Below are 26653 nucleotides of genomic sequence, written 5' to 3'. Positions count from 1 at the left end.
GGCGCGTTCCGTCCTGCCGTACGGTCGTCACCGAGGACGCCCAGGACGCGCCCCCAGGGGAGGAACCCGCGATGACCACCACTGCGGCCGAACTGCCGCCGCCCGCGCCCGGCCGGCTGCGGCTGCTCAGCTACAACGTCCGCTCGCTGCGCGACGACCGGCGCGCCCTGGTCCGGGTGATCCGGGCCTGCGCGCCCGACCTGGTCTGCGTCCAGGAGTCGCCGCGCTACCTGTTCCCCGAGGGGCAGGCCGCCTGGCTCGCCCGGCGGACCGGCACCGCGGTCCTGGCCGGCGGCGGCCGGACCGCCGCCGGGCCGCTGCTGCTCGGCCGTCCGGGCGTCCGGGTGCTGTCCGTCCACGACCGGCTGCTGCCGAAGACCCGCGGCCTGCACGCGCGCGGCTTCGCGACCGCGCTGGTCGAGCTGCCCGACGCGCCCCCGCTCACCGTCACCAGCTGCCACCTCAGCCTGGACGCGGACGAGCGGCGGCGGCAGTTCGACCTGCTCGCCGGCCAGCTGCGGCACGCCGAACTCGGCGTGATCGCCGGGGACTTCAACGAGCACCCGGACGGGCCCGGCTGGCGGTCGCTGGCCGGGCGGTGCCAGGACGGGCACCTGGTGGCGCCCTGGGGCGGCGAGATGACGTCCGTCCCGGAGAACCCCTACCAGCGGCTGGACGCCGTCTTCGCGACGCCGGGCGTCGAGGTGCTCGCCTGCGGCGTCCCGCACGGACTGCCCGGGGTCACCGGGGCCGACCTGCGGGCCGCCACCGACCACCTCCCGGTGCTCGCCGTCCTCCAGCTGCCGGTCCGGTAGCCGGCCGGGCGGCCGGGGTCAGACGACCGCGCCGCCGTGCGGGTCCTCGGGCTCGTCCTCGTCGTCGTCCTTCATCCGGACCACCAGGGTGGCGAAGCCGCCCAGGAACGCGGCCACCCCGACCCAGGCGGGCCAGCCGGAGACCTCGCGCCAGACGACCGCGTCGAAGAGCAGCAGCGCGGGCCCGCCGAGCACCGCCAGCCAGGCGAACTTGGCGGTGACGTCGGCCTCCGGCAGCGGCGGCGGCTCCGGCGGCTCGAAGTGGCCCTCGTCGGCCTCCTCGGCCAGCTCGAAGTCGCGCGGGCCGGAGCCGGCGGCCGGCATGACCGGCCGGCCGGAGCGCGGGCGCGGCTGGGGCGCCAGGTCGGCGAGGTCGCCGGTCCCGCCGGGGAGGCCCTCGTCGGGGCCCTTGAAGCCCTTGAGCTCGCCCCGCGCCCGGAGGTTCTCGATCTCCGGCCAGTTCGGGTTGTTGAGGTCGACCGGGTCGTCGAACTGGGCGACCAGCGCGGCGAAGATCTCGTCCTGCTCGGCCTGGCTGCGCTCGGGCGCGCGCCGGGCCCGGGACGGCCCGGTCGTGGTGCCCGCGCCGCCCTCGCCCGCCGCTCCGTCCGCTGCCGCCGGGGCGTCGCCGGAGCCGGGAGCCGACCCGGAGCCGGGACCCGAACCGGGAACGTCGGCCACCGTCTCGCCGGCCGGTCCGCGGCCCGCCTGGTCGCCGTCCGCCCGCCCGCCGTCCGCCCGCCCGCCGTCCGCCCGCTCGGCGGCCGGCCGTGCGCCGCCGCTGGTCGCACCGTCCTCGCGGGGCGTCTCGTCCTCGCCGCCCGCCGTGCTGCTCTCGTGCACTTCCGGCCCTTCAGCCTTGGTGGTGGTCGGGTTTCACCGGGGTGACGCCCGCCGCGTGCGCGGGAGCCAGCCGTCGGATGAAGTCCTGGGCGGTCGCGAATATTTCCGCCGCGTCGTGGTCCAGCGTCGCGACGTGGTAGCTGCGCTGGCACAGCCGCTCCGTCACGTCGGTCGAGGATATCCGGGCCAGTACCAGCTCGGAGTTGGCCGCGGAGACCACGTGGTCCTGCGGACTGTGGAAGAGCAGCACCGGCTGGGTCACCTGCGGCAGCCGTTCCTGGACCTCCTTCCACAGCCGGGCCAGCGACCAGGCGGCGTGCAGCGGCGTCCGGTCGTAGGCCACCTCGGCCGCGCCGGGCCGGGCGATGTCGTCGGCGACCCCGGGCAGGCTCGGGAGGAGATGGCGCAGCACCGGCAGAATGACACTCGCGGGGTTGTCCGAGCGCACCGACGGGTTGACCAGCACCAGCCCGGCGACCGCCGGCCCGTGCACCGCGGCCAGCCGCAGCGCCAGGCCGCCGCCCATCGACAGCCCGACCACGAACACCCGCTCGCACTCCGCCGCCAGGCTCAGCAACTCCCGCTCGACCTCGGCGTACCAGTCCTCCCAGCGGGTCACCTGCATGTCCTGCCAGCGGGTGCCGTGGCCCGGCAGCAGCGGCAGCGACACGGTGTACCCGGCGGCGGCGAGGTCCTCCGCCCACGGCCGCAGCGACTGCGGCGAGCCGGTGAACCCGTGGCAGAGCAGGACGCCCACCGGCCCGCCCCGGTGGCGGTACGGTTCGGCGCCGGGCAGCAGCGGCATGGCGGGCTCCTTCGCGGGCGAGGACGCTGGAGGGTGGCGCTGGACGTGCGGGACGTGCGGGGCTGGGCCGGTGCGGGAGGCTGCGGAATTCGCATCGTCCCACGGGCCCGCCCGCTCCGTACACCCCCGCCGGGAACCCGGCCGGACGCTCCGTCACCCGGGGTCGGGACACCCCGCCGGGGCGGGGCGGGGCACGGGCGGACGCCGCGGGGCATTAGGATCGACCGGTCCGCAATACAGGAGGCCCGGGTTGTTCTACCGACTGATGAAGTTGATCGTCGCGCCGCTGCTGCGGATCTTCTTCCGGCCGTGGATCGAGGGTGAGGAGAACATCCCCGCCGAGGGTGGCGCGATCATCGCGAGCAACCACCTCTCCTTCTCGGACTCCTTCTTCTTCCCCGCGCTGATCAAGCGCCGGGTGACCTTCATCGCCAAGGCCGAGTACTTCACCACGCCGGGCATCAAGGGCCGGCTGACCGCCGCCTTCTTCAAGGGCGTCGGCCAGCTCCCGGTGGACCGCTCGGGCGTGCGCGGCGCCGGCGAGGCGGCGATCCGCTCGGCGATCGCCGTGCTGGACAGCGGCGAGCTGTTCGGCGTCTACCCGGAGGGCACCCGCTCGCCCGACGGCAAGCTCTACCGGGGCAAGGTCGGCGGCCTGGCCCGCGTCGCGCTGGCGACCGGCGCGCCGGTCATCCCGGTCGCGATGATCGACACCGAGAAGGTGCAGCCGCCCGGCCAGGTGATCCCGAACTTCGGCATCCGCCCGGGCATCCGGATCGGCCGCCCGCTGGACTTCTCCCGCTACCAGGGCATGGAGAACGACCGCTTCATCCTCCGTTCGGTGACGGACGAGGTGATGTACGAGATCATGCGGCTCTCCGGCCAGGAGTACGTGGACATCTACGCGACGGCCGCCAAGCGGCAGATCGCCGAGGACAGGAAGAAGGCCGACGCCGAGCGCAAGGCCGTCCAGAAGGCCGAGCAGGCCGCCGCCAAGGCCGAGAAGGCCGAGGAGAAGGCGGAGGCCGAGAAGGCCGCCGCGGAGAAGGCCGAGAAGGCCGAGCAGGAGCAGCAGAAGGGCACCGGGTCGGCCTGAGACGGGGCCGGCCGGGCACTTGGGGGAGGACGGCAGGCATGACGGACGGCGGCAGAACCGGGCCCGGCCCGGGCACGGTCGGCGCGGCGGTGGCGGCGGGCGGCATGTCCGTCGAACTGCCGCTCTGGCGGGCCATCTCCTTCTTCCGGGTGCTGGCGCTCTGCTACGCGCTGCTCCGGTACTTCGACTCCTACCTGCAGTTCGTGCACCCGGTCGCCGGCTGGATCTACCTCGGCGCGCTGACCCTCTGGACGCTCGCCTCCACCCGGGCCTTCTCCGGCCCGCACCGCTGCACCTGGTACGTGCTCGCCACCGACCTCGTGCTCGCCGTCACCGGCATCGTGATGAGCGGCATGATCGACGAGCCGTCCCGGATCAGCCACGGCGCCCCGACGCTGCCCACCATCTGGGCGGCCGGCACCGTGCTCGGCTTCGCCGGGCGGGGCGGCTGGCGCTGGGCGGCGGCGGCCGGCTCGGTGATCGGGGTGGCCAACATCCTCGGCCACGGCGGCCCGACCGGCGACAACATCCACAACATCGTGCTGCTGATGCTGGCCGGCTGCGCGATCGGCTACGTCATGGAGCTCGCCCGGGCCAGCGAGGCGACGCTCACCCGGGCCCTCCAGGTCGAGGCGGCCACCCGGGAGCGCGAGCGGCTCTCCCGGGACATCCACGACGGTGTGCTGCAGGTGCTCGCCCTGGTCCAGCGCCGGGGCGGCGAGGTCGCGTCCGGTGCCTGCGCCGCCGGGCGGTCCGACGGCGCGGACCTCGCCGAACTGGGCCGGCTGGCGGGCGAGCAGGAGCGCGCCCTGCGCGCGCTGATGAGCGGCGGCCCGCTGCCCGCCCAGCGCGAGCCGGAGCGGCCCGAGCAGCCGCGGGACCTGCGCGCCCTGCTGGCCCCGTTCGCGGACGAGCGGGTCACCCTGTCCGCCCCCGGCACCGCGGTGGCGCTGCCGGCCCCGGCGGCCGAGGAGCTGGCCGCGGCCGTCGGCGCGGCCGTGGACAACGTCCGCAAGCACGCCGGGCCCGCCGCCCGCGCCTGGATCCTGGTGGAGGACGAGCCGCAGGCCGTCACCGTCTCGATCCGCGACGACGGGCCGGGCTTCGCGCCCGGGCGGCTCGGCGAGGCGGAGCGGGCCGGCCGGCTCGGCGTCTCCCAGTCGATCCGCGGCCGGCTGCGCGACCTCGGCGGCACCGCCGAGCTGTACTCGGCGCCCGGCGAGGGCGTCGAGGTGGAGCTGCGGGTGCCGCGGACCGGCACCGGCACCCCGGCCGGCCCGCGGTGAAACCCCCGCCGCCGATCCCCCGCCGCCGATCCCCCTCCGTCGACTCCTCCTGAAAGGGGCCCGAGCATGACCGCCGAGCAGCCGATCGACCAACAGGCGCCCGCCGAGCGGCCGGTGCGGGTGATGGTGGTCGACGACCACCCGATGTGGCGCGACGCCGTCTCCCGCGACCTCGCCGAGGCCGGGCTGGACGTGGTGGCCACGGCCGGCGACGGCGAGGAGGCCGTCCGCCGGGCCCGCGCCTGCACCCCGCAGGTGGTGGTGCTCGACCTCAACCTGCCCGGCCTGTCCGGCGCCGAGGCCTGCCGCCAGGTGGTCGCGCACGACCCGACGGTGCGCGTGCTGGTGCTCTCCGCGAGCGGGGAGCACGCCGATGTGCTGGAGGCGGTGAAGTCCGGGGCGACCGGCTACCTGGTCAAGTCGGCCGGCCGGGAGGAGCTGCTCGACGCGGTGCGCCGCACGGCCGTCGGTGACGCGGTGTTCACCCCGGGCCTGGCCGGCCTGGTGCTGGGTGAGTTCCGCCGGCTGGCCGCCGAGCCGCCCGCCCCGGCCGCGCCGGTCGTCCCGCAGCTGACGGCCCGGGAGACCGAGGTGCTGCGGATGGTCGCCAAGGGCCTGTCGTACAAGCAGATCGCCGATCGGCTGGTGCTCTCGCACCGCACGGTGCAGAACCACGTCCAGAACACCCTGGGCAAGCTCCAGCTGCACAACCGGGTCGAGCTGGTCCGGTACGCGATCGAACAGGGGCTGGACGACGAGATCTGACGCCCGGCCGGGCGGGGCGCCCACCGGCACCCCGCCCGGCGCGGCGGTTCAGCGGGTGGCGGCCACCGCGCCGCGCAGCAGCCCGGCGACGATCTCCACGCCCTCCCGGGTGAGCACCGACTCCGGATGGAACTGCAGCCCGGCGAAGCCCGGTCCGCGCAGCGCGTGCACGTCCCCGGTCAGCGGGTCGCGGGCCACCTCGACGCCCTCGGCGGCCAGCCGGGCGGCGTCGGCGTCGGTGCAGCGGGCGGTGAAGGCGTTGTAGAAGCCGACGGTGCGCCGCGTCCCGAACAGGTCGACGCTCTCCTGGGCGCCCTGGTACGGCACCGCCTTGCGGACCAGCGGCAGGCCGAGTGCGGCGGACAGCAGCTGGTGGCTGAGGCAGACGGCGAGCAGCGGGGCGGTGCGCCGCCCGTCGCGGACGGCGGCCAGCGCGTCGGTGACGACCGGGCGCAGTACGGCCATCTTGGGATCGCCGTCGGCGGCCGGGTCGCCCGGGCCGGGGCCGAGCACCAGCGGGCCGGGGTGGGCGGCGACCCGCTCGCGCAGCCCGGGCTCGTCGTAGCGGACCACGGTGACCCGGTGGCCGAGCGAGGTCAGCAGGTGGGCGAGCATCGCGGTGAAGGTGTCCTCGCCGTCGACGACCAGGGTCTCCAGGGCCTCGGTGGCCGGGACCGGCTGCTGCATCCGCAGCCAGAACGGGGCGAGGCCGGCCCGGCGGGCGTCCAGCGCGGCCTGGACGCGGTGGTCGTCGGCCAGTCGCGGGCCGCTGGGACCGGCCGGGCGGGCGGGGGCCGGGCGGGCACCGATCGCGGTGAGCACCCCGGCGGCCTTGGCGTGCGTCTCGGCGACCTCGGAGAGCGGGTCGGAGTGGCGCACCAGGGTGGCGCCGACCCGTACGGCGAGCCGGCCGGTGGCCGGGTCGATGTCGGCGGTGCGGATGCAGATCGGCGAGTCGAGCAGCTGGCCGCCGCCGGCCGAGCGGCCGATCAGGGCGAGCGCGCCGGAGTAGTAGCCGCGTCCGCCGCGCTCGTAGCGCTTGATCACCCGGGTGGCGTTCTGCACCGGGCTGCCGGTGACGGTGGCCGCGAACATCGTCTCCTTGAGCACCTCGCGGACGTCCAGCGAGGTGCGGCCGCGCAGCTCGTACTCGGTGTGCGCGAGGTGGGACATCTCCTTGAGGCGGGGGCCGAGCACCTGGCCGCCGAGGTCGCCGACGGTGCACATCATCTTGAGCTCCTCGTCGACCACCATGGTCAGCTCCTCCAGCTCCTTGGGGTCCCGGAGGAAGTCGAGCAGCGAGTCGAGGCCGGCGCCGGCGGCCGGATAGCGGTAGGTGCCGGAGATCGGGTTCATCACGACCGTCCCGCCGCTCTGCCGGACGTGCACCTCCGGGGAGGCGCCGACCAGGACGCGGTCACCGGTGTGCACCAGGAAGGTCCAGTAGGCGCCGCGCTCCTGCTCCAGCAGCCGGCCGAAGAGGGTGAGCGCGAGCGCGGGGGAGAAGTCGTCCAGGGTCGCGGTGAAGTCGCGGCGGATGACGAAGTTGGCGCCCTCGCCGCGGCCGATCTCGTCCTCGATCACCCGGCGGACGATCGCGGCGTACTCGGCGTCGTCGATGTCGAAGCCGCCGCCGCTCAGCGTGACCGGCAGCCGGGGGAGCGCGGCGGTGACCTCGGCGAGCGGCAGGGCGTACTGCTCGGTGACGGCGAGGGCCCGGAGCGGGGTGGCGTCGTCGTGCGCCTCGAAGCCGCGCTCGCGGATCTGCCGGTAGGGGACCAGCGCGAGCAGGTCGTGCACGGGGCCGTCGGCGGGGACGCCGTGGCGGACCGGGAGGTCGGCCAGCCGCTCGTAGGCGTCGACGGTGCCGAGCAGGACCTCGACGGTGTCGGGGGCGGTGCGCGGGGTGCGGCGGTGCAGCAGGGCGAAGGCCGGTGCGTCGGCGGAGGTGAGACGGGCGAGCAGGTCGGCGGCGCTGGTCACGGTTACGGCGTTCCTTCCGGGGTGGCTTCTGCGGCGGTGGTGTTCCGCTCCCGGGAGGGCTGTCGGCCGGCTGGAGAACGCCGACGGCCGCCCCGAGGGGCGGCCGGTCGTTGGCGTCTAGGAACGCGCGGGCTGTGGGCCACCCAGGGGGTCGGCCCACCACCAGGAGAAGGTGTGCGGCGTGTTCACGGGCCCGAGCCTAGCGGATGCCCGACGGGGAGTGAGGCCGGTCACCCGAATGTCCGCGTGGTGTCTCACCCCTCGGGCGGTGGTCACGAATCGGTTGTCGCACCCCGTAGCCTTGAGCGCGTGACCGTGACGAATCTCCACACCTGGCAGTCCCTGCCCGCGGCGCAGCAGCCTGAATGGCCGGACCAAGAGGCTCTGCGCAAGACCCTTGCCGAGCTCGCCTCGTATCCGCCGCTCGTCTTCGCAGGCGAGTGCGACCAGCTGCGCGCCCGGCTCGGTGCCGTGGCCCGTGGTGAGGCGTTCCTGCTGCAGGGCGGTGACTGCGCCGAGGCCTTCGACGGTGTCTCGGCGGAGCACATCCGCAACAAGCTCAAGACCCTGCTGCAGATGGCGGCCGTGCTGACGTACGCGGCCTCGGTGCCGGTCGTCAAGGTCGGCCGCATCGCCGGCCAGTACTCCAAGCCGCGCTCCAAGTCGACCGAGACCCGCGACGGCGTGACCCTGCCGGTCTACCGGGGCGACTCGGTGAACGGCTTCGAGTTCACCCCCGAGTCCCGGATCCCGGACCCGGAGCGCCTGAAGCGGATGTACAACGCCTCCGCCGCGACGCTCAACCTGGTGCGCGCCTTCACCACCGGTGGTTACGCCGACCTGCGCCAGGTGCACGCCTGGAACCAGGACTTCGTGCGCAACTCGCCGGCCGGCCAGCGCTACGAGCAGCTCGCCCGCGAGATCGACAACGCGCTGGCGTTCATGAACGCCTGTGGCGTGGCGCCGGAGGAGTTCAAGACGGTCGAGTTCTTCTCGTCGCACGAGGCGCTGATCCTGGACTACGAGACCGCGCTGACCCGCGTGGACTCGCGCACCGGCGAGCTGTACGACGTCTCCGGCCACATGGTGTGGATCGGTGAGCGCACCCGCCAGCTGGACCACGCGCACATCGAGTTCGCCTCCAAGATCCGCAACCCGATCGGTGTGAAGCTCGGCCCGACCACCTCGGTCGACGAGGCGCTGACCCTGATCGAGAAGCTGGACCCGGAGCGCGAGCCCGGCCGGCTCACCTTCATCACCCGGATGGGCGCGGGCAAGATCCGCGAGCACCTGCCCACCCTGGTGGAGAAGGTCACCGCCTCCGGCGCGCAGCCGGTCTGGATCTGCGACCCGATGCACGGCAACACCTTCGAGGCCTCCAGCGGCCACAAGACCCGCCGCTTCGACGACGTGCTCGACGAGGTCAAGGGCTTCTTCGAGGTGCACCGCGCGCTCGGCACCCACCCGGGCGGCATCCACGTGGAGCTGACCGGCGACGACGTGACCGAGTGCGTCGGCGGCGGCGACGAGGTGATGGTCGACGACCTGCACCAGCGCTACGAGACGGCCTGCGACCCGCGGCTCAACCGCAGCCAGTCGCTGGACCTGGCGTTCCTGGTCGCCGAGATGTACCGCGGCGGCAACTGAGACGACCGGGCGGGGCCCACGGGGCTCCGCGTGTGACAAAAGCCTCTCCGGCCTGGGGTTCTCCCCGGCCGGAGAGGCTTTTGCGTACCCGGGTCCGCCGGGTAAGGTGAGGCTTAGTGAACTAAGGCTTGCCTTAGTCAAGATCCACTCCGCTTCACCGCTTCACCCCCGGGAGAGACCGCGATGTACGTGTGCATGTGCCATGCGGTCACCGAGGACCAGGTGAAGCGGGCGATCGACGGCGGTGCCAACACCCCGCGCCAGATCGCCAAGGGCTGCAAGGCCGGGACCGACTGCGGCTCCTGCGTGCGGCGGATCCAGGCCCTGCTCGGCGAGCACGGCGCCCGGCCCTGCCCGACCGCCCGGCTCGCCGCCAGGCTGGGCCTGGCCGACCCGGCCGCCGAGGCCGTGCCCGCCGCCGCCGAGGCGCCGGCGGCGGCGCCGCTGCGCGCCGCCTGACCGGCGCCCCCGGGGCCGGGGGCGTCAGGGCCTCGGCGTCAGTGCGGCGTCAGGACTCCGGCTGCTCGATCAGCTGGGCGATGTAGAGCGCCTCCCCGAGCTTCTCGACCAGTTCGAGCTGGGTGTCGAGGTAGTCGATGTGCGCCTCCTCGTCCGCCAGGATCGACTCGAAGATGTTCGCCGAGGTCACGTCGTTCTTGGCCCGCATCACCACGATCCCGCGCTTGAGCCGGTCGATCGCCTCGACCTCGACCTGCCGGTCGGCCTCGAACATCTCCTTGACCGTCTGGCCGATCCGGACGTGGAAGAGCCGCTGGTAGTTGGGCAGCCCGTCGAGGAAGAGGATCCGGTCGGTGAGCACCTCGGCGTGCTTCATCTCGTCGAAGGACTCGTGCCGGGTGTACTTGGCGAGCTTCGTCCAGCCGAAGTTCTCCTGCATCTTGGCGTGCAGGAAGTACTGGTTGATTGCGGTCAGCTCGGCGGTGAGCTGCTCGTTGAGGAACTCGATGACCTCTGCGTCGCCCTTCATGGCGCTGCCTTCCTGCTCTGCGTGCGGGATCAGGGCCGTTCACCCTCCGGCTCCGGTTGCAGGCATCCTGGCACCGTGATGGGAAGAAATTCCAGTAAGTTCACACTCACTAGGACATGTGTCGGAATATCCGATTTGCCCAGCGCGAGGGAAACCCCTCGCTCCGCCGTTGGCCCGTACGAGCGGGGCGCGCGAAGCGGTGAAGGGGCGTGCACCGGGCGCCATCCGCCGTCTGTCACCATGGATCCATGGGTCAGTACGAACAAGAACCGTCGCCGCCGTCTGACCCCAGGCTCCCGCCGGGCCAGCGCGTCCAACGCGGCTGGCCCGCTCTGCACTACGGCCCGGTGCCCCGCTTCAAGCCGCTGACCTGGGACCTCCAGGTGTTCGGCGCGACCGCCTCGGCGGAGAAGCGCAGCTGGGACTTCGCGGGTTTCAACACCCTGCCCCGCACCACCGTCCGGGCCGACCTGCACTGCGTCACCCGCTTCTCCGTGCTCGACGGCGAGTGGACCGGCGTGGCCGCCGCCGCGCTGCTCGATCTGGTGCCGCCGGACACCGGGGTCACCCACGTCATGGTCTGGGCCGAGTACGGATACAGCGCCAATCTGCGGCTGGAGGACTTCGCCGCCCCCGACACCCTGCTCGCCACCCACCGCGACGGCGAGGCGCTCACCGCCGAGCACGGCTTCCCGGTCCGGCTGGTCGTCCCGCGGCTGTACGCCTGGAAGGGCCCCAAGTGGGTCCGCGCGGTCGAGTACATGCGGGCCGACCGGCGCGGCTTCTGGGAGGAGCGCGGCTACCACAACCGGGCCGACCCGTGGCGCGAGCAGCGCTACTCCTACCAGGAGGAGCCGGGCGACGGGCCGCTGCGGTAGCGGACTCCAAGAGTTCCTCCCGGAGGGACTCCTGCGGAGACCCCTGAAGGAACTCCTAGAGGAACGGGAAGTTGACCGTCACCACGGTGCGCTGCGGGCGGCGCTCGCCGGCCGCCGGGGACTGGCCGGTCACCTTGCCGGTGCCGAACAGGTTGACCCCGTTGCTCTGCATGGCGAACCCGGCCGCCTGGAGCGCCTTCTCCGCGGCCTCCTTGGACATCCCGGTGACGTCCGGGACCGGCACCATGCCCTTGCTGACCACCAGCGCGACCGGCGTGTTCTCCGGCACCTGCTGGCCGGCCGCCGGCGAGCTGCTGATCACCGAGCCCTCCGCGACGCCGTCGTTGTAGGTCTCGGTCACCGTGCCGGCCGTCAGCTGCGCCCCGGTCAGCGCCGAGGTGGCCTGCGCGGACGGGCGGCCGACCACGTCGGGCACGGCGATCCGCTTGGGGCCGCGCGAGACGGTGAGGGTGACGGCGTCGCTCTTCCTGGTCCGGGTGCCGACCCCGGGGTCGGCCGCCATCACCTGGCCGACCGGGACGGACTCGCTGTACACCTCGGAGACCTTGCCGTGCATGCCGGCGGCGTCCAGGATCCGCTCCGCCTCGGTCCGGTTCTTGCCGAGCACGCCCGGCACCGTGCCGTACACCGCGCCGGAGATCGTGTACGTCGCCCCGCCGACCAGCAGGACCAGGGCGACGGCGACGGCGGTCCAGATCAGCGGCCCGCGCGGCAGCCGGCGGCGCGCGGCGGACCGGGGGCGCCGGCGCGGGAGGCGCGGGGTGCGCTCCGGCGGCGGCTCGTCGTACGGGCGCGGCTCGGTGAGCAGCTGCTCCATGACGTCCGGCGGCACGTCCAGCACGCTGGTGCGCTCGACCGGGGGCGCCGGCGGCAGCACCGGGGTGAGCACCGAGGTCGCCTCGCCGGTCGGGTACCGCGGGGTGGAGCGGGTGGAGGCGGGCGGTTCGGCGTCCAGCTGGGCCGGGGTGAGCCCGCGGCGGACCCGCTGGAGCGCGGCGAGCAGTTCGACCGCGTCGTGCGGGCGGTGCGCGCGGTCCCGGGCGCAGGCGCCCGCCACTATGGCGTCCAGCGCGGGCGCCACGCCGGGTACGGCGGCCGACGGCGCCGGCACGTCCTCGTGCAGATGGCGGTACATCACCTGGACGGGGTTCTCGCCGGTGTGCGGGCGGGAGCCGGTGAGCATCTCGTACAGCAGGATGCCGGCCGCGTAGACGTCCACCCGCTGGTCGGTCTCGGCGCCCGGGCGGATCTGCTCGGGCGCGAGGTAGGAGACGGTGCCGAGCACGGTGCCGGCGGTCGCGGTGGTGGAGGTGGTGGCGCCGTCGGTGGCGTTCAGCACCCGGACCAGGCCGAAGTCGGCGACCTTGACCAGGCCGTCGTCGGTGATCAGCACGTTCTCGGGCTTGACGTCGCGGTGCACCAGGCCGGCCCGGTGGGCGGCGCCGAGGGCGGCGAGCACCGGCTCCAGGATGTCCAGGGCGGCCCGGATGGAGAGCGCGCCGCGGTCGCGCAGCAGGTCGCGCAGGGTGCCGCCGGGCACGTACTCCATGGCGAGGAAGACGTGCCCGTGGTCGGCGCCCTGGTCGAAGACGTTGACGACGTTGGGGTGGGCGAGCCGGGCGACGGCCTTGGCCTCGCGGATGAAGCGGCCGGTGAAGGCGGTGTCGCCGGCCAGCGAGGGGTGCATCACCTTGAGCGCCACGACCCGGTCGAGCCGGGTGTCGGTGCCCTGGTAGACGGTGGACATCCCGCCGGCGGCGATCCGCCGCTCGACCCGGTACCGGCCGTCGAGCAGGGTACCGATCAGGGGGTCGCGCAATGCCATGTCCACCCGGCGAGTCTAGGGCGTGGGGGTCCGCCGGCCCCGGGGGACACCGCCCCCGGGGCCGCTCTGTGCCCGGTTTGTGACACTGGGATGATCATCGGATGAGCTGTCCGGAATGTCGGTCCTTCACCTGCCAGGCACTCAGAAGGCCGGGTGCTCGCGGGTGTCCAGGTCGGCGCGGCCGGCCATCGCCGAGGAGGCCTCGGCGTGGAACCGGCGCGGGATCCGGCCCGCCCGGTGGGCGAGCCGGCCGGCCTCGGCGGCGTGCCGCATCGCGTCGGCCATCAGCACCGGGTCCTGGGCACGGGTGACGGCCGAGGCCAGCATCACCGCCTCGCAGCCCAGCTCCATCGCCAGCGCGACGTCGGAGGCGGTGCCGGCGCCGGCGTCCAGGATCACCGGGACGCCCGCGCCCTCCACGATCAGCTGGAAGTTGTGCGGGTTGCGGATGCCCAGGCCGGAGCCGATCGGCGAGCCCAGCGGCATGATCGCCGCGCAGCCGACGTCCTCCAGCTTGCGGGCCAGCACCGGGTCGTCGTTGGTGTACGGCAGCACCGTGAAGCCGTCGTCGACCAGGGTCTCGGCGGCGTCCAGCAGCTCGATCGGGTCCGGCAGCAGGGTCCGCTCGTCGGCGATCACCTCCAGCTTCACCCAGTTGGTGCCGAGCGCCTCGCGGGCCAGCCGGGCCGTCAGCACGGCCTCGCCGGCGGTGAAGCAGCCGGCCGTGTTGGGCAGCACCCGGATGCCGTTGCGGGTCAGCACGTCGAGCACCGAGCCCTGGGTGCCGGCGTTCACCCGGCGCATCGCCACCGTGGTCAGCTCGGTGCCGGAGACCTGGAGCGCCTGCTCCAGGACCTCCAGGCTGGGGGCGCCGCCGGTGCCCATGATCAGCCGGGAGGAGAAGGACGTCCCGGCGATGGTGAGAAGGTCGTCGGCCATCGGTCAGCCTCCCTGGACGGCGGTGAGGATCTCGATCCGGTCGCCCGCCGACAGCGGCGTGCGCGGCCACTCGGCGCGCGGCACCACGGCCTCGTTCAGGGCGGCGGCGACGCCGGAGTGCGCCTGGCTGAGGGTGGCGACCACCTCGGCGAGGGTGGTCGCGGCGGGCACCTCGCGGGGCTCGCCGTTGACGCTCAGGGGGATGTCGCTGGTGCGGGGGCTCATGCCGGGACCTTCGTGAATCGGGTGGGGGAGAACGGGTGGGCGAGCTCCGGCAGGTCGCCGGTGGCCAGGTACTCGGCCACCAGGTCGCCGGTGACGGGCGTCAGCAGGACGCCGTTGCGGTAGTGGCCGGTGGCGGCGACCAGGCCGGGCAGCGCGGTGGGGCCGAGCAGCGGCGCGTTGTCCGGCGAGCCGGGGCGCAGTCCGGCACCGGTCTCCACCAGCGGCAGCTCGGTGATGCCGGGGACCAGCTCGTGCGCGTCGCGCAGCAGCTCGTACACCCCGCCGGCGGTGACGGTGGTGTCGAAGCCCTGCTCCTCGGTGGTCGCGCCGACCACCAGCTCGCCGTTCTCACGCGGCACCAGGTAGAGGTGACCGCCGCGGACCACGGCGCGCACGTTGCGGGAGAGGAACGGCCGGTACGCCTCGGGCACCCGCAGCCGCAGCACCTGGCCCTTGACCGGGCGGATCGCCGGCAGCACGCCCGGGGGCAGGCCGGGCAGCAGATGGCTGGACGAGCCGGCCGCGAGCACCACCCGGTCGGCGGTGACGGTCCCGCCGTCGGCCAGCCGGGCGCCGGTCGCCCGGTCGTGCTCGACCAGCAGCTCGGCGGCCCCGGTGCGGCGCAGGAGCACGCCGGCCCGCTCGCACGCGCGCACCAGAGCCTCGGCCAGCCGGCGGCCGTCCACCTGGTGGTCGTCGGTGACGTGCAGGCCGCCGCGCACGCCGGGGGCGAGCATCGGCTCCAGCCGGCGGGCCTCGCGGCCGGTGAGCCACTGCGAGTCCAGGCCGAGCCGCTGGTGGAAGGCGTGCAGCTCGCGCAGCTCCGCCCGGTCGTCGGAGTCGAGGGCGACGGCGACGGTGCCGCACTGCCGGTAGCCGGTGTCGTGACCGCCGCTCGCCTCGGTGAGTTCGGCGGCGAAGGCCGCGTACCGCTCGTTGGAGGCCATCCCGAGGCGCAGCAGCGGCTCCTCGCCGTACTGCAGCTCGGTGACCGGGGCGAGCATGCCCGCCGCGACCTGGGCGGCGCCGTGGCCGGGCGAGGGGTCGACCACCTGGACGCGCAGCCCGCGCTGGGCCGCCCGCCAGGCGACCACGAGTCCGATGATCCCACCGCCGACGACCAGCACGTCCGCGTGGGCGTCCGGTGCCAAGCGTGTCAAAGCTGCTCTCCCTTCGCCGGTATGACCCGGATCAGGTTCGGACGGTCGCAGGCCGTGCCAGCCCGCCTCTCAGCCCGGTCCGCCGGGCTCCCGTGATGGTGCCCCCACCTTAACTCCGGGCGGTGCGGCCCCTGAAGGCGCAGCCCTGGGACCAGGGGCCCGGGACCGGGCTCAGTACAGTGACGGGCGTGGCTGAGCTGAGCGGAACGGGACAGACGGATCGGGTGGTCGTGGTCGGCGCCGGGCTGGCCGGGGCGCAGTGCGCCGCGGTGCTGCGGCGCGACGGCCGGCAGGGGCGGATCACGCTGGTCGGAGAGGAGCCGCACGCGCCGTACGACCGGCCGCCGCTCTCCAAGGACGTCCTGCTCGGCAAGACCGACAGCACCGCCCTCGACCTCGACTTCGCGCGGCTCGGCGTCGAACTGCTCACCGGCCGCCGCGCCACCGGCCTGACCCCCGGCGGCCCCGGCGGCGCGGGGGTGCTGCACACCGACGCCGGGGACGAGCCGTACGACGCGCTGGTGATCGCCACCGGCGCCGAGCCGCGCGCCCTTCCCGGCGCCGAGCGCGCCCACCTGCTGCACACCCTGGACGACGCGCTCGCGCTGCGCGCCCTGCTCCGCCCCGGCCTGCGCCTGGTGCTGGTCGGCGCGGGCTGGATCGGCGCCGAGGTGGCCACCGCCGCCCGGGCGGCCGGCTGCGAGGTGACCGTCGTCGAGGCCGGCCCGGCGCCCGTCCCCGGCGCGCTGCCCGCCGAGGTCGGCCGGGCGATGGCCGCCTGGTACGCCGAGGCCGGGGCGGACCTGCGCTGCGGCACCGGCGTCGCCGCCGTCGAGCCGGGCGCGGTGCTGCTCGCCGACGGCTCGCACCTGCCCGCCGACGAGGTGGTGGTCGGCATCGGCGCCCGCCCGGCCACCGGCTGGCTGGCCGGCACCGGGGTCGCCCTGGACGCGGCCGGCGCCGTGCTGGTCGACGAGCGGCTGCGCACCACCGCGCCGGGCGTGCTCGCGGCCGGCGACTGCGTCAGCTACCCCTCGGCGCGCTCCGGCACCCGGCTGACCGTCCAGCACTGGGACCACGCCCTGCAGTCCGGCGAGGCGGTCGCCACCACCCTGCTCGGCGCGGACGCGCCGCCGTACGACCCGGTGCAGTACTTCTGGTCCGAGCAGTTCGGGCGGATGGTGCAGTACGCCGGGCGGCACGGCGCGGACGACGAGCTGCTCTGGCGCGGCTCGCCGGACGGCGCCGACTGGTCGGTGCTGTGGCTGCGCGACGGCGCCCTGCACGCGCTGCTCGCGGTGGACCGGCCGCGCGACCTGACCCAGGGCCGGCGGCTGATCGAGCGCGGCGCCGTCCTCGACCCGGCCCGCGCCGCCGACCCGGCGGTCCCGCTGAAGTCGGCCCTGGCCGCCGGGTAGCGGCGGGTGGCGGCGGACCCGGTTGGTGCGCGGCGGGCCGCCGAGGTGGCAGTCTGGTGCTTGTGAGTGAGATCGAAGCCAAGATTGAAGCCCTGGTCCCCGCGTGGCTGTACCTGCCCGACATCTCCGAGAAGTGGGGTCTGGTGGTCACCGAGGTCCGCAACATGGTCAAGAAGGGTGACCTGATCGCCGTCCGCCGCGGCCCCAACAAGTCGCTGCAGGTCCCGGCGGCGTTCATCGACGAGACCGGCCCGGTGAAGCACCTGGTCGGCACGCTGACGGTGCTGCGCGACAGCGGGTTCAGCGACGAGGAGATCCTCGAGTGGATGTTCAGCGAGGACCCGTCGCTGCCCGGCACCCCGGTCCAGGCGCTCTGGGAGAACCGGGCCACCGAGGTCAAGCGCCGCGCCCAGGCGATGGCGCTGTGACCGACCCGGCCGCGACCGGCCGGCGGGCCCGGCTCGCCGACGCCCGGCTGTACCTGTGCACCGACGCCCGGCGCGAGCGCGGCGACCTCGCCGAGTTCCTGGACGCCGCGCTGGCCGGCGGCGTGGACATCGTCCAGCTCCGGGACAAGGGCCTGGAGGCCAAGCAGGAGCTGGCGGCGCTGGAGGTCTTCGCCGACGCCTGCCGCCGGCACGGCAAGCTGCTCGCGGTCAACGACCGCGCCGACGTCGCCCACGCGGCCGGCCCGGACGTGCTGCACCTCGGGCAGGACGACCTGCCGGTGCCCGCCGCCCGGGCGATCATCGGCGAGGACGTGCTGATCGGGCGGTCCTGCCACGCCGAGTCCGAGGTGGACGCGGCCGCCGCGGAGCCCGGCGTCGACTACTTCTGCACCGGTCCGGTCTGGCCGACCCCGACCAAGCCGGGCCGCCACGCGCCGGGCCTCGGGCTGGTCGGGTACGCGGCGAAGCTCGGGACCGAGCGGCCGTGGTTCGCCATCGGCGGCATCGACCTCGGCAACCTGGACGAGGTGCTGGCCGCCGGCGCCCGCCGGGTCGTGGTCGTCCGGGCCATCACCGCCGCGGACGACCCGGGGGCCGCGGCCGCCGAGTTCGCCCGCCGGCTGCGCGCGGTCTGACCGGACGGGCCGCCGCCGTCCGGCCTGTCCCGCGCCCGCGGGTCAGTACTTGCGGACGGTGGCGGCCTCGGCCAGCGCCAGCAGCGTCTCGCGGGCCCGCGCGTCCGCCAGCGGGGCCGCCTCCAGCCCGGCCAGCGCCTGGCGCAGCAGCTCCTCGATCCGCTGCTCCACCCGCTCCGGCGCGCCGCTGCGGGCCACCAGCTCGCGCAGCCCGGCGACCTCCTCGGGGGTCAGGTCCGGCGCGCCCAGCCGCTCGTCCAGCTGCCGGGCCTCGGCGGCCGGCAGGCCCCGCATGGCGTGCGCGACCAGCAGCGTCCGCTTGCCCTCGCGCAGGTCGTCGCCGGCCGGCTTGCCGGTGACCGCCGGGTCGCCGAACACGCCGAGCAGGTCGTCCCGCAGCTGGAAGGCCTCGCCCAGCGGCAGGCCGAACGCCCCGTACGCCTCCACCAGCCGGGGCGGGGCGCCCGCCAGCAGCGCGCCGACCTGCAGCGGGCGCTCGATCGTGTACTTGGCGGACTTGTAGTGCAGGACGGTCTGCGCGCGCTCCAGCGCGCCCTGGTCGGTGGAGTCCCCGGCAACCGGCTCCAGCACGTCCAGGTACTGGCCGACCATGACCTCGGTGCGCATCAGGTCGAACATCGGCTTGGCGGCCAGCACCGCCGCCGGGTCCAGGCCGGAGTTCAGGAACAGCTCGTCGCACCAGATCAGCAGCAGGTCGCCGAGCAGCACCGCCGCCGACGCGCCGTACTGCTCGCGGTCGCCGCGCCAGCCGCGCTCGCGGTGCATCGCCTCGAAGCGGCGGTGGACGGAGGGCAGGCCGCGGCGGGTGTCGCTGCGGTCCATGAGGTCGTCGTGGACGAGCGCGCTGGCCTGCAGCAGCTCCAGGGCGGCCGCCGCCCGGGTGATCCCGTCGCCGGTCGCCGAACCGCCGGCGCCGCGCCAGCCCCAGTAGCAGAACGCCGGGCGGAGCCGCTTGCCGCCGTCCAGCAGGAAGTCGCGCAGTGCCTCGGTGACCGGCTCCAGCTGGGGGGAGACCTTGCCGAGCAGGGCCGACTGGCCGTCCATGAAGCCGACGAGGGCGGCGTTGACGCGCTCGCGCACGTCCTCCACGTCAATCGGGTTGGCCGGCCGGTGGCTGGACGAGGTCACGATGGGGCTCCGGAGGTAGCTGGGGTGCAGCGCAAGCGTATCCGGGGCGGAGGGGAACGGCCGTACGCGCGGGCTCCGGCCGGTCGCGTGGTCCGTCGTTCGCGCGGAGTCCACCACTCGTCCATCCGGCGTCTCAAAGGCTGGAACCGAGTTGTCCACGCCCTTCCGCCGACGGCTAACCTGCCATCATGGCACTCGGTATCGCTTCGACCAGACCGGACCGCGCGCAGACGGTCCGCGACCTGCTGGCAGCCGGAAAGCGGTCCTTCTCCTTCGAGTTCATGCCACCTCGCACCGAGGTCGGCGAGCAGAAGCTCTGGGACGCCATCCGGCGGCTCGAACCGCTCGACCCCAACTTCGTCTGCATGACGTACGGCGCCGGTGGCTCTTCGCGCGAGCGCACGGTGAACATGGTCGGGCGGATCGCCACCGAGACCACACTCACCCCGGTCGCCCACCTGACCGCGGTCGACCACTCGGTCGCCGAGCTGCGCAACATCATCGGCCAGTACGCCGACCAGGGCGTGCGCAACGTCCTCGCGGTGCGCGGCGACCCGCCCGGCGACCCGATGGGGGAGTGGATCAGCCACCCGGAGGGCGTCACCTACGCGTACGAGCTGGTCGAGCTGATCAAGGGCATCGGCGACTTCTGCGTGGGTGTGGCGGCCTCGCCCAACATGCATCCGCGCTCGACCAACTGGGACGACGACATCCGGCACTTCGTGGCGAAGGTCCGCTCCGGGGCCGACTACGCCATCACCCAGATGTTCTTCGAGGTCGACGACTACCTGCGGCTGCGCGACCGGGTGACGGCCGCCGGCTGCGAGACGCCGATCATCCCGGAGATCATGCCGGTCACCAACGCCAAGCAGCTGGAGCGGTTCCCGCAGCTGAGCGGCTCGGCCTTCCCGCCGGACCTGGAGGCCAGGCTGCGGGCGGTGGTCGACGACCCGGCGGCGCTGCGGGCGGTCGGCATGGAGCACGCCACCGCGATGTCCGAGCGGCTGCTGGCGGAGGGCGTCCCCGGGCTGCACTTCATCACGCTGAACCACTCGACGGCGACCCTGGAGATCTACCAGAACCTCGGTCTGCACCGGCGTTGAGCTGGGGTGCATCGCGTTCCCGCCGCGGGCGGGAACGCGATGCGGTACCCGGGCCGTTGAACCGGTACAGTCGCCGCACACGCGCGGCGGGCGCGGGCACGCGACTGGAGGTAGCGGGCGGGATGGGCATCGGATACCTGCTGCTGTACGCCGCGTTGGCGGTGGTGGCGCTCTGGCTGGTCGCCGAGCTGCTGTTCCAGAACCGGGCACCGCTGCACTGGCGCGGTCTCGCCCTGGCGGGCTTCCTCGCGGTGGCCGGGGGGATGGCGGTCGGCTCCGTGCCGGTGATCGGCGTGGGCGCCGCGATGTTCGCGATCGGGCAGACCTTCGTGACGCTCTCGGTGAAGCGCGGGTACGCGGCCGGGTGGTCGCTGCGCGCGGCGGACGGGAGCCTGCCCGGGCCGCTCGCCAAGGTGCCGCTGCTCGGTGCGCTCACCGGCGGTGGCGCGGTGGCCGCCGCGGCGGGGGCGGTAGCGGTGGCGCAGGTCGGCGAGGTCGGTGCCGTCGAGGAGACGCCGGTCGCGGCGCCGGCCGAGGAGACGGCCGTCGAGCAGACCGCCGCGTTCGAGATGCAGGAGCTGGCGGCCGACGGCGTCTACGCGCCGGCCTACTACGAGCAGGCGGCCCCGCAGCAGGACGCCTACACCGAGCCCTACCAGCCCGGCTACGACCCGGCGCAGCAGCAGTACGGCTACGACCAACAGCAACAGCAACAGCAACAGCAGCAGTGGCAGCCGGCCTTCGGCTACGACCAGGCGGCTTACAGCGGCTACCCCCAGCAGGACCAGTACGGCACTTACCAGCCACAGCCCGACCCCTACGGTGCCTACCCGCAGCAGCAGCAGTACGGCTACGACCAACAGCAGCAGTGGCAGCCCGCCCAGCCGGAGCCGGACCAGCCCATCACCGGCATCCCCCAGCAGCCCCAGTACGACCAGTACGGCTACCAGCAGCAGCACCCCACCTGGCAGCAACAGTCCTGACCCCAGAAGTCGGCCCCGCCGACTTCCCACTCCGCCCGCCCTCTGCGCCCGCCCTCCCGGAAGTCGGCCGGTCTATGCGCGTAGATCACCCTGCGCTCACGAAGAGCCGACCCCGCCGACTTCCTGCTCCGCCCTCGCCGGCCTGCAGTCCCTGGCGCGAAAAGTCGGCCCCGCCGACTTTCCACTCCACCGCCGCCCCTTCACGGCCTCCTGGCGCAGGAAGTCGGCAGGCCCGACTTCCTGATCCGGGCGCCTGTGCGGTCGGTCTCGGCGATTCTATGCGCGTAGATTCGGCGCTCGCGTGCGCGAGAAGTCGGCCGGTTCGACTTCCTGCTCCGTCTCGCGGCCTCCTGGCGCGAGAAGTCGGCGGGTCCGACTTCCTGATCCGGGTGCGCCTGTGCGGCCTTGGTGACTCTATGCGCGTAGATCTGGCCCTCGGGGTGCGCGAAAAGTCGGGCAGGCCGACTTCCTGCTCCGCCTGTGCGAGAAGTCGGCCGGGCCGACTTTCTGTTCCGGGGTGCACTTTCGGCGCGGCCTTGACAGGGGTCTATGCGCGTAGATTGGTGGCGTGGGAAGTCGGCGGGGCCGACTTTTCGGGCGGGGGTGGGGTCAGGCGGGGCCGATGAGGTTGGCGACGATGCAGGCGGACATGCCGACGCGGGCGAGGCCGCCGCCGGGGTGGGCGGCGCCGCCGGTGAGGTAGAGGCCGGGGTGGTCCTCGTTCGGGGCCTGGAGGAGGGTGCCGTCGAGGCCGGCGAGGGCCGGGGGAGGGACGGAGCCGAAGAAGGAGCCGGTCTCGCGCTCGGTGTGCTCGGGGGTGCGGACCACGCGCCAGAGCAGCCGCTCGCGCAGGTTCAGGCCGGCCGCGTCGACGTGGTCGAGCATCCGGTCCGCGAAGGCGTCCGCCACTCCGGGGGCGCCCCAGTCGAGGTCCAGGGACGGGGTGGTCGCGGTCAGCACCACGGCCTCGTGCCCCTCCGGGTGCAGCGACGGGTCGTCCGGCCGCAGCACCTGTACGGTCGGCCGGTCGGTCAGCGGCGCGGTCGGGTCGAAGACGCCGGCCAGTTCCGCGGCCGGATCACCGGCGTGCACCACCGTGCGGTGCGCCGTGCCCTCCGGGCGCGCGCCGCGCAGTGCGAGCAGCACGCTCACCCGTCCCGGTACGCCGTGCAGCCGCTCGGCGGCGGCGGGCCACTCGTCCGAGCTCTCGGCCGGGCCCATCCACTGGGTGTGCAGCACCCGGGCGTCGATCGAGGAGACCACCACGTCGGCGTCGATCCGGTCGCCCTTGGTCTGCACGCCGCACGCCCGCCCGTCGCGGACGATCACCTTGGCGACCGGCGTCTCGAAGCGGAACTCCACCTTGCGCTGCTCGCAGCGGCGGTACACCGCGTCGGCCAGCGCCCGCAGCCCGCCCTTGACGTACCAGACGCCGAAGGACTGCTCCATGTACGGCAGCACGGTGGCCCCGGCCGGGGCGGTGCGCGGGTCCAGGCCGAACCGCAGCGCGTGCTCGTGCAACAGGGCGGTCAGCCCGGGGTGCCCGCCGAGCTGTTCGGCGGCGACGTCGGCGAGCGTCCACCGGCGCGGGCCGCGCCGCCGGCCGAACAGACCGCGCCGGGGCGGTTCGGGCACGGGGTACGGGTCGGTGTGCAGCGCCGCCGGGTCGGCGGGCAGCGGCTCCTCCAGCAGCGGGCGCCGGGTGGCCTCCCAGACCGTGCGGCCGTGGTTGAGCACCTCGGCCCACCGCTCGCCGGTGCCCGGGCCGAAGGCCTGGTCGAGGGCCTGGATCACACCGCCCCGGGAGGCGTTGGGCAGCGACACGGCCGTCCCGTCGGGGAACAGGTGCCGGCTCTCCGGGTCGACCGGGCCGAGTTCGACCAGCTGCTCCAGCGGCTCGCGCCCGGTCTTGAGCGCGAGGTCGCGGTAGACGGCGGGCAGGGTGAGCAGCCCGGGGCCGGTGTCGAAGGCGAAGCCGTCGCGCTCGTAACGGCCGACCATGCCGCCGTAGGTGCTGCGCGCCTCGCAGACCGTCACCTTGTGCCCGAGGGTCGCCAGCCGGGAAGCCGTCGCGAGCCCGCTCATACCTGCGCCGATGATGACGATCCGTGCCATGGTCCCGATCCTAGGTCCGCCGGATGCCCCCCTCGGCCACCGGCTGTCCGGCCGCGGGGCCCGGGGAGGCGGCCGCGCGGGCGGCGCGGCGTTCGCGGCGGCGGGCGCGGAAGGCGCGGATCCGGTTGATCGCGAACCACACCAGCAGGAGGCCGGTCAGCAGCAGCACGGTGGCGATGGAGGCGGCCAGCCACGGGTGGAAGATCGCCAGCGTGACCAGCCCGGCCACCGAGACGTCCTCGGCCAGCGAGACCGCGATGTTGCTGGCCGGCTCGGGCGAGGTGTTGACCGCCATCCGCAGCGAGGCCTTCACCAGATGGCTGACCAGCGCCGTCGTGCCGCCCATCGCGCCCGCCGCGACCTCGCCCAGCGAACCCGGGTCGGTGGAGGCGATCAGCGCGCCGACGGTGGCGCCCGCGACCGGCCGGATCACCGTGTGGACGACGTCCCAGACGCTGTCCACGTACGGGATCTTGTCGGCCACCGCCTCCAGCAGGAACAGCGCGGCGGCGGCGATCAGCACATCGGTGCGCTCGAGGGCGGCCGGCACCGAGTCGGCTCCGGCGAACCGGCCCAGCAGGCCGAGCAGCAGCACCACCGCGTAGGCGTTGATCCCGCTCGCCAGTCCGCTGGTGAAGATCAGCGGGACGATCGTCATCGGCTTCCCCGTCCGTTCGTGCTCGCAGTCCCCGCCGGGATCGGCCCGGCTCGCCGTACCGTACCGGGACGCCGCCGGCGGGACCGGCGGTTCCCCGCCCCGCGCCGTCTGAGTACGGATACTCAGACGGCCGATTGAGTACCTGCGCGGATGGCCTCCGACCTGCGCGGACGCCACAGTGGTGGCACCGGGTCGGCGGCGCGTCGGGCGCCCCGCCCGGAGGAGCGGACGGCCGGCGGAGTGAACGCGGGCCCGTCCGCACCGGAGTCGGCCGGGGGCCGCGCACCGCCGGCACGGGGCGGCGGAGCGGGCCAGGGGGGAGCCGGCGCCCGGGGGGACCGCGGAGTTCCGAAGCGCCGTCCGTGGGGGGCGGCGCTTCGGCGTCCGGGCGGGCGGTGGGGCCGCGCCCGGCCCGATTGTCAGTGGTGCCGGTCACCATGGAGGGGCACGGGCCACCCGGCCCGCGCGCTGCCTCGGAACGGGGGAGACCATGACCATCAGCCACCCTGAGCCCGTCACCGCCCGCCTCCACTCCGCCGCCCACCGACCGGGGAGCGCCGCGCGTTCCTCCGCCCACCGGCCGTCCGCCGGTGCCGATGTGCATCCGGTGCTGCGCCGCAGCGCCGCCCCTCCCGCCGCGCTCGACCTGCTCGCCGAGGCGCACCGCACCCTCGACCGGGCCCGCGCCCTGGAGGACCCGCTGGAGCGGTACGCGGCCGCGCACCTCGCGGCGCTGCGCACCGTCGCGGCGGTGCTGGCCGTGCGGGGGCGCCCGGAGAAGAGCGAACGGCGGCGCCGGGCGATCCGCAGCGCCTGGGAGGTCCTGCCCGAGGTGGCACCCGAGCTCGCCGAGTGGGCGCCGTACTTCGCGGCGGGCGCGCGCCGGCGGGCGGCCGCCGAGGCGGGCATCCGGGGATCGGCCTCGGCCCGGGACGCGGACGACCTGGTCCGCAACTCGGCCCTGTTCCTCCGCCTGGTCGAGCGCCTGCTCGGTCTGCACGCCACCCCGCCCGCCCCCCGCCTGCCGCTGGACGACGACCCGGACGCCACGGACGGCCTGCGGGCGGACGTTCGCCGGGGGGAGGTGCGCGAGGCGGGGTGAGCGAGGGGGCGGCCGGAAGGGGCCGGAGGAGCAGAGGGCCTAAGGTGGAGGCAACTGATCGACACTGCACGTGCCAAGGAGCCCCGCCTTGTACCCGACGCGTCCCCGCAGCGCCCTGCGTACCGCCGTGGTGTGGGAGGTGGTACGCGCCGCCCTGGAGAAGCGGGTGGCCGAGCTGGACCAGCCGGTGCTCGACGTGGTCGACACCGGCGGCGGCACCGGCAACTTCGCCGTGCCGGTGGCCCGGCTGGGCCACCGGGTCACCGTGGTCGACCCGAGCCCGGACGCGCTGTTCGCGCTGGAGCGGCGGGCCGCCGAGGCCGGCGTGACCGAACTGGTCCGCGCCGTGCAGGGTGACACCCAGACGCTGCCCGAGGTGGTCGCGCCCGGCACCGTCGACGCGGTGCTCTGCCACGGCGTGCTGGAGGTCGTCGACGAGCCGGCCGAGGCGCTCCGCAGCCTGGCCGGCACCCTGCGCCGGGGCGGTTTCGTCAGCCTGCTGGCCGCCAACCGCAACGGCGCCGTGCTCGCCCGCGCGCTCGGCGGTCACTTCGACGACGCCCGCGCGGTGCTGGGCGCCGCCGACGGCCGCTGGGGAGAGGGCGACCCGATGCCGCGCCGCTTCACCGGCGAGGAGCTGGACCGGCTGGCGGCCGGGGCCGGGCTGCGGGTGGAGTCGGTGCACGGCGTGCGGGTCTTCGCCGACCTGGTACCGGGCGTCCTGGTGGACACCGAGCCGGGCGCGCTGGACGCGCTGCTCAAGCTGGAGGAGGCCGCCGCCGGGCAGCCGGCCTTCCACGCGGTGGCGACCCAGCTCCACCTGCTGGCCACCCTGGCCTGACCGGGCGGCCCACCCCCGTCCCACCACCGTTCGCCGACGGACCTTCGGCGCGTCTCCCGCCCTTCTCCCCGCCTTCTCCTCGGGATCTCCCCAGGTCCGGGCCGATTCCAATGGATCGGGCACTTGTCCGCACTCCGCCGCGTTGAGGAGGGTGCGGCGAGGAGCCGCCGAAGTGGCCGGGCCCACGCGTGGTCGACCACTCCGCGACGGGCCCGTGGACCGTATGATCTGGGTAAAGCCGGAAGCATGACCGCCGGACGCTCGGGGCATATGGACGACACGGGCCCGGGCCCCCGCACAGGCGTCCGACCGCGTGTTCTGAAGGCTGATTGGACTTGCCACCCCGACCGGGGCGGCGGACCGGTCGCACCCGCGACCGACGAGTAGGAGGACTCCGTGCCGCTCTCGGAGCACGAGCAGCGACTGCTCGACCAGATGGAGCGAGCGCTGTATGCCGAAGATCCCAAATTCGCGTCGGCGCTTGAGGGAACCGGTCTGCGCACCTACACCCGGCGACGGGTCTATCTGGCCATCGGCGGCTTCGTGCTCGGCATCGGCCTGCTGATGGGCGGCATGGTCGTCGACCAGATCTGGGTCAGCGTGGTGGGCTTCCTGGTCATGCTCGGGTGCGCCGTCTTCGCCGTGACCGGCTGGCGCCGCGGGCCCGCCGGACAGGCGCAGCGTCCCGGAGGCCAGGCCGCCGCCCCCCGCCGCAAGGCCGGGATGATGGACCGCGTCGAGCAGCGCTGGCAGCGTCGGCGCGACGAGCAGACCGGCGGATTCTGAGACCTCCTGCCCGTACCGGCGGACGGTACGGACGCGACGAGGGCGGGCAGTCGACCGACTGCCCGCCCTCGTCGCGTCCGGCCGGGGCGCACGGCCCGCACCGCCGCGCCGGGGGACAGCCCCCCCCCCGCCCCCCGG

General features: G+C 74.6%; 26 protein-coding genes and 1 riboswitch. Of the genes, 15 read left to right on the top strand and 11 right to left on the bottom strand.

The annotated features are described in order from the left end of the window. The first annotated feature begins 71 nt into the window (after positions 1-71). Positions 72-815, top strand: coding sequence for an endonuclease/exonuclease/phosphatase family protein (locus tag ABTX81_RS25165; protein WP_350549473.1), 744 nt, complete (start codon positions 72-74; stop codon positions 813-815). An 18-nt stretch (positions 816-833) separates the two neighbouring features. Here the strand turns inward: ABTX81_RS25165 and ABTX81_RS25160 are convergent, their stop codons facing one another. Next, entirely contained in the window at positions 834-1658 is an 825-nt protein-coding gene (locus ABTX81_RS25160; protein WP_350549471.1) for a hypothetical protein, read from the bottom strand. Between the two features lie 10 nt (positions 1659-1668). Beyond that, a complete protein-coding gene (locus ABTX81_RS25155; RefSeq protein WP_350549469.1) occupies positions 1669-2463 on the bottom strand; it encodes an alpha/beta hydrolase in 795 nt (264 codons plus the stop codon). Positions 2464-2728: 265 nt separating this feature from the next. On the opposite strand from ABTX81_RS25155, the gene ABTX81_RS25150 reads away from it, so the two are divergent. The 3 genes from ABTX81_RS25150 to ABTX81_RS25140 all read left to right on the top strand — a co-directional run bounded on the left by ABTX81_RS25150 (position 2729) and on the right by ABTX81_RS25140 (position 5610). After that, on the top strand, positions 2729-3559 hold the full coding sequence (locus tag ABTX81_RS25150) for a lysophospholipid acyltransferase family protein (RefSeq protein ID WP_350549665.1): 831 nt from the start codon (positions 2729-2731) through the stop codon (positions 3557-3559). Between the two features lie 38 nt (positions 3560-3597). Then, entirely contained in the window at positions 3598-4845 is a 1248-nt protein-coding gene (gene macS / locus ABTX81_RS25145) for a MacS family sensor histidine kinase (RefSeq protein WP_502892847.1), read from the top strand. Positions 4846-4911: 66 nt separating this feature from the next. Then, on the top strand, positions 4912-5610 hold the full coding sequence (locus ABTX81_RS25140; RefSeq protein ID WP_350549467.1) for a response regulator: 699 nt from the start codon (positions 4912-4914) through the stop codon (positions 5608-5610). 48 nt (positions 5611-5658) lie between these two features. On the opposite strand, the gene ABTX81_RS25135 is transcribed toward ABTX81_RS25140, so the two are convergent. Continuing rightward, entirely contained in the window at positions 5659-7593 is a 1935-nt protein-coding gene (locus ABTX81_RS25135) for an anthranilate synthase family protein (protein ID WP_350549465.1), read from the bottom strand. Positions 7594-7902: 309 nt separating this feature from the next. Here ABTX81_RS25135 and ABTX81_RS25130 point away from each other — a divergent pair, with 309 nt between their 5' ends. Further along, complete coding sequence (locus tag ABTX81_RS25130; protein ID WP_350549463.1) at positions 7903-9240, top strand: class II 3-deoxy-7-phosphoheptulonate synthase; 1338 nt, start codon at positions 7903-7905, stop codon at positions 9238-9240. A 183-nt stretch (positions 9241-9423) separates the two neighbouring features. After that, entirely contained in the window at positions 9424-9699 is a 276-nt protein-coding gene (locus tag ABTX81_RS25125) for a (2Fe-2S)-binding protein (RefSeq protein WP_350549461.1), read from the top strand. A gap of 49 nt (positions 9700-9748) precedes the next feature. Here ABTX81_RS25125 and bfr read toward each other — a convergent pair whose 3' ends face one another. Beyond that, positions 9749-10228, bottom strand: coding sequence for a bacterioferritin (gene bfr / locus ABTX81_RS25120; protein ID WP_350549459.1), 480 nt, complete (start codon positions 10226-10228; stop codon positions 9749-9751). A 248-nt stretch (positions 10229-10476) separates the two neighbouring features. Here bfr and ABTX81_RS25115 point away from each other — a divergent pair, with 248 nt between their 5' ends. After that, positions 10477-11106, top strand: coding sequence for a sulfite oxidase-like oxidoreductase (locus ABTX81_RS25115; RefSeq protein ID WP_350549457.1), 630 nt, complete (start codon positions 10477-10479; stop codon positions 11104-11106). 55 nt (positions 11107-11161) lie between these two features. On the opposite strand, the gene pknB is transcribed toward ABTX81_RS25115, so the two are convergent. From pknB to thiO, 4 genes are all read right to left on the bottom strand, one after another. Further along, complete coding sequence (gene pknB / locus ABTX81_RS25110; protein ID WP_350549660.1) at positions 11162-12952, bottom strand: Stk1 family PASTA domain-containing Ser/Thr kinase; 1791 nt, start codon at positions 12950-12952, stop codon at positions 11162-11164. 141 nt (positions 12953-13093) lie between these two features. Then, a complete protein-coding gene (locus ABTX81_RS25105; protein ID WP_350549455.1) occupies positions 13094-13891 on the bottom strand; it encodes a thiazole synthase in 798 nt (265 codons plus the stop codon). A 3-nt stretch (positions 13892-13894) separates the two neighbouring features. Next, a complete protein-coding gene (gene thiS, locus ABTX81_RS25100) occupies positions 13895-14116 on the bottom strand; it encodes a sulfur carrier protein ThiS (RefSeq protein WP_350549453.1) in 222 nt (73 codons plus the stop codon). Further along, entirely contained in the window at positions 14113-15276 is a 1164-nt protein-coding gene (gene thiO, locus ABTX81_RS25095) for a glycine oxidase ThiO (RefSeq protein ID WP_350549451.1), read from the bottom strand. Before thiO ends, thiS begins: the two co-directional genes overlap by 4 nt. Beyond that, positions 15267-15380: riboswitch (TPP riboswitch) on the bottom strand. (Overlaps the previous gene by 10 nt.) 84 nt (positions 15381-15464) lie before the next feature. Here thiO and ABTX81_RS25090 point away from each other — a divergent pair. The 3 genes from ABTX81_RS25090 to thiE all read left to right on the top strand — a co-directional run bounded on the left by ABTX81_RS25090 (position 15465) and on the right by thiE (position 17778). After that, positions 15465-16694 carry an NAD(P)/FAD-dependent oxidoreductase gene (locus ABTX81_RS25090; protein ID WP_502892846.1) on the top strand — a complete coding sequence of 410 codons (1230 nt, stop codon included), beginning with the start codon at positions 15465-15467 and terminating at the stop codon, positions 16692-16694. Between the two features lie 62 nt (positions 16695-16756). Next, the gene (locus ABTX81_RS25085; protein WP_350549447.1) at positions 16757-17122 is read left to right on the top strand and encodes an Rv2175c family DNA-binding protein; all 366 of its coding nucleotides are present in this window, start codon (positions 16757-16759) and stop codon (positions 17120-17122) included. After that, positions 17119-17778, top strand: a complete 660-nt coding sequence (gene thiE / locus ABTX81_RS25080; RefSeq protein ID WP_350549445.1) for a thiamine phosphate synthase — start codon at positions 17119-17121, stop codon at positions 17776-17778. The genes ABTX81_RS25085 and thiE overlap by 4 nt, the downstream gene beginning before the upstream one ends. Before the next feature lie 42 nt (positions 17779-17820). On the opposite strand, the gene ABTX81_RS25075 is transcribed toward thiE, so the two are convergent. Further along, positions 17821-18927, bottom strand: coding sequence for a polyprenyl synthetase family protein (locus tag ABTX81_RS25075; RefSeq protein ID WP_350549443.1), 1107 nt, complete (start codon positions 18925-18927; stop codon positions 17821-17823). A 188-nt stretch (positions 18928-19115) separates the two neighbouring features. On the opposite strand from ABTX81_RS25075, the gene metF reads away from it, so the two are divergent. Both metF and ABTX81_RS25065 read left to right on the top strand, forming a co-directional pair. Then, positions 19116-20030: a methylenetetrahydrofolate reductase [NAD(P)H] gene (gene metF, locus ABTX81_RS25070; protein ID WP_350549441.1), complete on the top strand. Its 915-nt coding sequence runs from the start codon at positions 19116-19118 to the stop codon at positions 20028-20030. A 122-nt stretch (positions 20031-20152) separates the two neighbouring features. Beyond that, positions 20153-21013, top strand: coding sequence for a hypothetical protein (locus tag ABTX81_RS25065; RefSeq protein ID WP_350549439.1), 861 nt, complete (start codon positions 20153-20155; stop codon positions 21011-21013). Positions 21014-21622: 609 nt separating this feature from the next. Here the strand turns inward: ABTX81_RS25065 and ABTX81_RS25060 are convergent. Further along, positions 21623-23128: a phytoene desaturase family protein gene (locus ABTX81_RS25060; protein WP_350549437.1), complete on the bottom strand. Its 1506-nt coding sequence runs from the start codon at positions 23126-23128 to the stop codon at positions 21623-21625. Positions 23129-23138: 10 nt separating this feature from the next. Continuing rightward, entirely contained in the window at positions 23139-23786 is a 648-nt protein-coding gene (locus ABTX81_RS25055; RefSeq protein ID WP_350549435.1) for a DUF4126 domain-containing protein, read from the bottom strand. Positions 23787-24276: 490 nt separating this feature from the next. Between ABTX81_RS25055 and ABTX81_RS25050 the strand changes: the two genes are divergently transcribed. From ABTX81_RS25050 to ABTX81_RS25040, 3 genes are all read left to right on the top strand, one after another. Continuing rightward, a complete protein-coding gene (locus ABTX81_RS25050; RefSeq protein ID WP_350549433.1) occupies positions 24277-24888 on the top strand; it encodes an SAV_6107 family HEPN domain-containing protein in 612 nt (203 codons plus the stop codon). Between the two features lie 88 nt (positions 24889-24976). After that, positions 24977-25729 carry a methyltransferase domain-containing protein gene (locus ABTX81_RS25045; RefSeq protein WP_350549431.1) on the top strand — a complete coding sequence of 251 codons (753 nt, stop codon included), beginning with the start codon at positions 24977-24979 and terminating at the stop codon, positions 25727-25729. Positions 25730-26125: 396 nt separating this feature from the next. Further along, positions 26126-26515, top strand: coding sequence for an SCO2097 family morphological protein (locus ABTX81_RS25040; protein ID WP_350549429.1), 390 nt, complete (start codon positions 26126-26128; stop codon positions 26513-26515). Positions 26516-26653 lie beyond the last annotated feature (138 nt).

Origin of the sequence: Kitasatospora sp. NPDC097605, assembly GCF_040302725.1 — a bacterium.
GTDB lineage: Bacteria > Actinomycetota > Actinomycetes > Streptomycetales > Streptomycetaceae > Kitasatospora.
This window is presented reverse-complemented; position numbering and strand designations above follow the sequence as displayed.

Excerpts from the sequence above, each read along its gene's own strand:
- ABTX81_RS25050 (WP_350549433.1), top strand. The coding sequence starts at position 24,277 with ATGACCATCAGCCACCCTGAGCCCGTCACCGCCCGCCTCCACTCCGCC.
- ABTX81_RS25060 (WP_350549437.1), bottom strand. The coding sequence starts at position 23,128 with ATGGCACGGATCGTCATCATCGGCGCAGGTATGAGCGGGCTCGCGACG.
- macS (WP_502892847.1), top strand. The coding sequence starts at position 3,598 with ATGACGGACGGCGGCAGAACCGGGCCCGGCCCGGGCACGGTCGGCGCG.
- pknB (WP_350549660.1), bottom strand. The coding sequence starts at position 12,952 with ATGGCATTGCGCGACCCCCTGATCGGTACCCTGCTCGACGGCCGGTAC.
- ABTX81_RS25140 (WP_350549467.1), top strand. The coding sequence starts at position 4,912 with ATGACCGCCGAGCAGCCGATCGACCAACAGGCGCCCGCCGAGCGGCCG.
- ABTX81_RS25165 (WP_350549473.1), top strand. The coding sequence starts at position 72 with ATGACCACCACTGCGGCCGAACTGCCGCCGCCCGCGCCCGGCCGGCTG.
- ABTX81_RS25055 (WP_350549435.1), bottom strand. The coding sequence starts at position 23,786 with ATGACGATCGTCCCGCTGATCTTCACCAGCGGACTGGCGAGCGGGATC.
- bfr (WP_350549459.1), bottom strand. The coding sequence starts at position 10,228 with ATGAAGGGCGACGCAGAGGTCATCGAGTTCCTCAACGAGCAGCTCACC.
- ABTX81_RS25105 (WP_350549455.1), bottom strand. The coding sequence starts at position 13,891 with ATGGCCGACGACCTTCTCACCATCGCCGGGACGTCCTTCTCCTCCCGG.
- ABTX81_RS25065 (WP_350549439.1), top strand. The coding sequence starts at position 20,153 with ATGGGCATCGGATACCTGCTGCTGTACGCCGCGTTGGCGGTGGTGGCG.
- ABTX81_RS25150 (WP_350549665.1), top strand. The coding sequence starts at position 2,729 with ATGAAGTTGATCGTCGCGCCGCTGCTGCGGATCTTCTTCCGGCCGTGG.
- ABTX81_RS25155 (WP_350549469.1), bottom strand. The coding sequence starts at position 2,463 with ATGCCGCTGCTGCCCGGCGCCGAACCGTACCGCCACCGGGGCGGGCCG.
- thiS (WP_350549453.1), bottom strand. The coding sequence starts at position 14,116 with ATGAGCCCCCGCACCAGCGACATCCCCCTGAGCGTCAACGGCGAGCCC.
- metF (WP_350549441.1), top strand. The coding sequence starts at position 19,116 with ATGGCACTCGGTATCGCTTCGACCAGACCGGACCGCGCGCAGACGGTC.
- ABTX81_RS25125 (WP_350549461.1), top strand. The coding sequence starts at position 9,424 with ATGTACGTGTGCATGTGCCATGCGGTCACCGAGGACCAGGTGAAGCGG.
- ABTX81_RS25115 (WP_350549457.1), top strand. The coding sequence starts at position 10,477 with ATGGGTCAGTACGAACAAGAACCGTCGCCGCCGTCTGACCCCAGGCTC.